Origin of the sequence: Methanosarcina sp. UBA5, assembly GCF_002505485.1 — an archaeon.
GTDB lineage: Archaea > Halobacteriota > Methanosarcinia > Methanosarcinales > Methanosarcinaceae > Methanosarcina.
The window spans coordinates 1-5043 of the sequence record NZ_DAVG01000089.1 but is presented as its reverse complement, the minus strand read 5'-3'; the positions used below and the strand labels follow the sequence as shown (position 1 = coordinate 5043).

The window sequence follows — 5043 nt, the reverse complement described above, 5'->3', positions numbered from 1 at the left end:
CGGCTGTGCTAAGGCAGGTGTCTTTGACAGATGTTGCTTCTAGAGGAGTTAAAACCAGGCGCAAATTTCTATGAATGACTGCGAAAGAAAGATTGAGGAGATGAAAATATAAATTCAAATGATCACTCAATACCCGCTAAAATTTTACTTTACAGCACCGCAGCCGTTATTCTGACAATAGGGATGCGGGAAATTGCGTCAATACTTACAGTCATCTTTTTCTCTGTGTTTACCGCGCTTATCTTTACTCCGCTTGTCCGCCGGCTAAAACAAAAAGGGGTTCCAGGTGGACTGAGTGTTATTCTTGTAATTTTACTATTTACTCTAGTTATCCTGGTCCTCGGGGTAATAGTTGTCAAAGCAGCAATGCAGTTTGGAAGTCAGATCCCGATTTATCAAGCTCAGTTGACCGAATTAGTGAATAGTCTTACAAGATATATCCCTTCATATGAAGGATTTTCCGTGCAGTCAATTCTCCGTAGTATCGTGTCAATAACGATCTCTCTCATGGTAAACATCGTTAATGAGATTGTGAACGCTGGAACAACAGCAGGAATCGTTATAGTCACAGCAGCATTTTTGCTAATAGATGCCGCCAATGCTCCTGAAAAAGTGGACTCCGAAATTGGAAGGCAGTCTGAACTCCGCTTGAGGTTGAGTGAATTTAGCAGAAAGCTGGTAAAGTTCATTGTCATAAGAGCAGAAATAAATCTTATCACTGGTATTGTAATCGCCCTCCTTCTCTATATCGGAGGCATCGACTTTGCTATTCTCTGGGGAGTCCTCATATTTATGTTAAGTTATATTCCCTATATTGGTCTAGTTATTGCTTCTGTTCCTCCCATAATGCTTGCGCTTTTCAAGTATGGGCCTCTAGGTGCTCTTGCAGTCATTCTAATTATCGTTACTGTCGACGCATTTGCAGAAAATGTTCTTTTTCCGTCACTTATGGGAAAAGGCCTTCAGTTATCTCCTGCTTTTTTGTTTCTTGCTCTTATCTACTGGAATTTTGTTTTTGGGCTTGGAGGTGTGCTTCTTTCCATACCGCTTACAATAGTTTTGAAGATTATACTTGAAAGCTTTGAGGAAACAAAGTGGCTGGCCAGATTAATGGGTCCAGCAGAAAATGTATATGAGGGGGAAACAAGCGGTGGTTAAGGATAAGAATACGAGAATTCAGAAGAACGAAATAAGCACATTGAGGTCACAGGTGATCGTGGGAAAATAGATTAAATTCGTTTTCTTGTTTTCTGCCGATTTAATCTTAAATTTAATTTTTAGGCTTTGTAGAAATCCTAAATTGACCAGATATTATAAAAAAAGTTTTAAATGAAGTGCTCCTTCCACTTTTTACCACAAAAAAGTAGGAACACCTAAAATAAGTGATTTCAAATAAAAGTAGCAGTAAGAAGTATATTAAATATATTGAACTTAGTCTGAAGACTGTTCAGTCTTCCAGACTGAACCTTTACTAATGTAAGTTCTCAATAAGAAATTATACTCAGCATCAACACTTTGTTCTTGTCAACTAGACATGTGTTCTAGACAGTTAAAGGTTTAAAGCTATTGACTTCTCGTTTCAACCGTGTAAGTCTTAATCTAATAAATATGAAAGTTGTACTGGCGCACTCAGCAGCAAGCAACAGGGTGTATTCGCACCACCGCACCAAATTCCGTAAAAGAAGATAAACCGGATATGATTTTGTTTCAGCAGAAGTTAACAAACAAAAAGTGTAATTGAGAAATGACATTATGACATTATCATTAACGGTTACTGGGAAAGTTTTCCATTCCCGCAGCAAACTAGCGAGGTATTCGAATGAAATAAATCCAGTTGTGGAGACCCTTAATTTACGGTAAAGGGGATGGAAATGACTGAACTCCTTGATATCTGCCCCAAAACGGTTCGGTTACTCTTTCAAACCCCTTATAACCAAACCGTTTTCGGGACGTAACCCTCTTTAGTTTTCTGGGGAACAATTTGTTTTTATACTCTTTCTATACCTTTCCATACCTTTTCATATTTTTTCGTGTTAACTCAGCATTCTTTATTTTCGGTCTTCACGTTTAGGCATTTCGGAGAGGCTGCAGATCCTGCAGTTCTATTAAAATCTGCAAACACTTCTTAATACTCTCAAACATAAATAGTTATTTGTTAAGAAAGTAAGAAAGCTAAAAGAAGTATCTGATTCATATTATAATGCTATATGGTAGTGATTATTTAGAACTTTAATTTACATCACTGTTAAATAATATATTACTTTTTATCTCCCTTGAGACTGCTCCATAAGTTTGCCAACTGAGCTTGATCTATAATATAAAGTTCCGGAAATAATTAAAATTACTTAAATCCGACCCCGGAAAACCTGAAGATTATCCCTATCTTCCGAATTTCGTCCCTACAAGTTAAGTTCTTTTAACCTGTCGGGTTATATCCTCTATAATGCCCTGGAAATGAGTTACTTCTCCGTCCTCATTACGCTGGATAAAGGTTTTTTCGTCAATCCAGCGGACATCAGCCGTCTGAGTAAGAATTCGGTACTGTCGATTGAACTCCTTTCCTCCTTCTTCACAGTTTTCCTCAAGTTCAAGTTCCACAAGAAGCAAGTCTTCGGGATGAATTATCTTCCCGTAAAGGATTCTTCCGGAGATGAAGTCCTCGGGAGCGTACCCGAATTGTCTGACATTCTCAGATACATACAGCGTGGGCCAGTATTTTTCAGCCTTCCAGAGAAATACCACCATCGAACTATTATTAATTACAGTTTCGAGGACTTTCTGCCGCTCAAGGAGGGCTTTTTGTTTTTCCATAAGGGCTTTCTGGCTTTGAAGAGCATCCTTCAGAGCCTTTTCATTTCTAATCTCCTGCGTAACGTCCCTGACTATTCCCTGGAGATTAGATAAATTTCCGGCTTCATCACGCTGGATAAAGGTCTTTTCTTCTACCCAGCGAACTTCCCCCTTTCCGGTAAGAATCCTGTATCGCTGTACAAAGCTGTCATTTCCAGTCTCGCAGCATCGGGTAAGTTCCTTTCTAATCCTATCTATATCCTCGGAATGGACTATGTCTGCATACATTATTCTTCCTGTAAGGAAATCTTCTGCGCTGTACTCAAGCTGGGTTACATTTTCCGAAACGTATTTGGCAGGCCATTTTTCACCCGGTGCCCAGAGAAAAACCATAACCGGGCTGTTATTAATTACAGTTTCCAGAATTTGCTGTTTTTCCAGTGCTTCACTAAGAATCAGTTCGTCGTTTTCAGCCAGTTGATTGAATCCCATAGCTACTACCTCTCCAATAACCCTTCCGGATCCAAAATCCTTTAACCGCCTCAGGTAATATACACTTTTCAAATCCTTAAGCAATATATAATATATTTTGACATCTTATAAAATCATGTCTTTCTGCACACAGGAGGAATGTTATGAGTTCCATTCTTCTTGCAGGAAATAAAAAGGATGCCGGGACAGGAGGAAAATCCTGGGAGAAGGCATCCAACATTATACAGCAGACCAGGGAAGAATACGGGAGATACTTCGGGATCTGCGGCTCGTACCATCACCTTACAGCCTGCACCTGCAAAAAATGTCCTTCATATTCCGGTGGTGCAGGGATGTTTTGCTCCAGGGGTAAATGTCCGGAACAGGGGAAAAAGAAGGCTGCCTCTTGAAACCTGCGAACTTTTCAGGAAATTCCGGCTTGAAGGGGAATACTTCTGCCTGCAGGCCAAAAAATCGGAATCTGCCGAAGAAAAGCCTGATTTATTCCTGAAGAACTGCAGAAAAGTTCCTGAATACAGTGGGAAGACCATGTTCTGTGTACTGGGATAATCAAAAATGTAAGTGATGAATTCAAAATAAATGAATTCAAAATAAATTGATTCAGGGTCACTGAAACCCGAATAACCTTAGGTTTTTCCTGAAACTTTAATTAAGGTAACTGAAGCTCTCTTTTTACAAGATTTCAGATTTTTTATTTATAGTATTTGGAATTTTTATTGAGCGGATCTGAAATTTTAATTCTACAGAAGCCCATTGAAATTTTCAATACCATTGAAAAATCTCGTAACTTGAGCTCTGTCCATTAGGGCTGTCATAGCGCACTGGCTTTTCAAATGCATGTGCAGTACTCAAGTCCCCATCTTTTTTGAAAAAACTCTACAGGTTGGGCTAAATAATTTAGGGCCTATAAAAATATATCCAATAAAAATTCCAGACCCGTTTTTCTCTTCAGACACTGGAGAGAGTTTCTGGTATTTATTGAAGAGGTATAAAAATGGCAACCAAAGAGGAACTTATTCAGGAGCTTTCTGATGCAGTTATCTCCTGTAAAAAAGATGCAGTGCTCGCATCTGTCGAGAAAGCAAAAGAGGTTATGGAACCCTCTGAGATCATTGACAAAGGTCTATCTGCAGGCATGAACCAGGTAGGAATTCTTTTTGAAAGAGGGAAACTTTTCCTGCCTCATGTGATGATAGCTGCTGATGCAATGACAGCAGGGGTTAAACTTCTTGAAGCTGAGCTTCCGGCAGGGACACAGAGCAAGAAACTCGGGGTTATCGTAAACGGTACGGTCGAAGGCGATGTCCACGATATCGGCAAGTCAATAGTTTCGACTATGCTCCAGTCCTCAGGTTTCGAGGTCTATGATCTTGGAAGGGACGTACCTACAAGGAACTTTATCGAGAAGGCAAAGGAAGTCAATGCCAATATGATTGGAATTTCCGCCCTTATGACCACAACTCTTCAGGGTCAGAAGGATATCATTGAGCTCCTCAAAGAAGAAGGACTCAGGGACAGAGTAAAAGTCATGGTAGGCGGAGCCCCTGCGACCCAGGCCTGGGCTGACAAGATNNGCTATGCCGAAAATGCAAGCGAAGCAGTCGCAAAAGCAAAAGAACTGCTGCTCTGAACTTTAATTCTCAATAAAATCGTGTCAGTCTAAACTAAGTTTATCTGATGTATGGAGGATTAAAAATGGCAACTGAATACGCTTTGAGAATGGGAGACGGTAAACGTGTCTTCCTTACCAAAGAAAAGATT

At 39.9% G+C, this 5043-nt stretch carries 4 protein-coding genes; 3 read left to right on the top strand and 1 reads right to left on the bottom strand.

Annotated elements, in window-relative coordinates; genetic code table 11:
* Nucleotides 1-108 precede the first annotated feature (108 nt).
* Nucleotides 109-1158, top strand: a complete 1050-nt coding sequence (locus tag BP621_RS10015) for an AI-2E family transporter (RefSeq protein WP_292389520.1) — start codon at nucleotides 109-111, stop codon at nucleotides 1156-1158.
* A 1248-nt stretch (nucleotides 1159-2406) separates the two neighbouring features.
* On the opposite strand, the gene BP621_RS10010 is transcribed toward BP621_RS10015, so the two are convergent.
* On the bottom strand, nucleotides 2407-3354 hold the full coding sequence (locus tag BP621_RS10010) for a PAS domain-containing protein (RefSeq protein ID WP_292389518.1): 948 nt from the start codon (nucleotides 3352-3354) through the stop codon (nucleotides 2407-2409).
* A 71-nt stretch (nucleotides 3355-3425) separates the two neighbouring features.
* Here BP621_RS10010 and BP621_RS10005 point away from each other — a divergent pair, with 71 nt between their 5' ends.
* Together BP621_RS10005 and mtbC are read left to right on the top strand one after the other, a co-directional pair.
* Nucleotides 3426-3671 (top strand): hypothetical protein, encoded by a 246-nt coding sequence (locus BP621_RS10005; RefSeq protein WP_292389517.1) that lies wholly within the window; start codon nucleotides 3426-3428, stop codon nucleotides 3669-3671.
* Nucleotides 3672-4276: 605 nt separating this feature from the next.
* Nucleotides 4277-4912 carry a dimethylamine corrinoid protein MtbC gene (gene mtbC, locus BP621_RS10000; RefSeq protein WP_292389515.1) on the top strand — a complete coding sequence of 212 codons (636 nt, stop codon included), beginning with the start codon at nucleotides 4277-4279 and terminating at the stop codon, nucleotides 4910-4912.
* The last annotated feature ends 131 nt before the right edge of the window (nucleotides 4913-5043 follow it).

Excerpts from the sequence above, each read along its gene's own strand:
- BP621_RS10005 (WP_292389517.1), top strand. The coding sequence starts at position 3,426 with ATGAGTTCCATTCTTCTTGCAGGAAATAAAAAGGATGCCGGGACAGGA.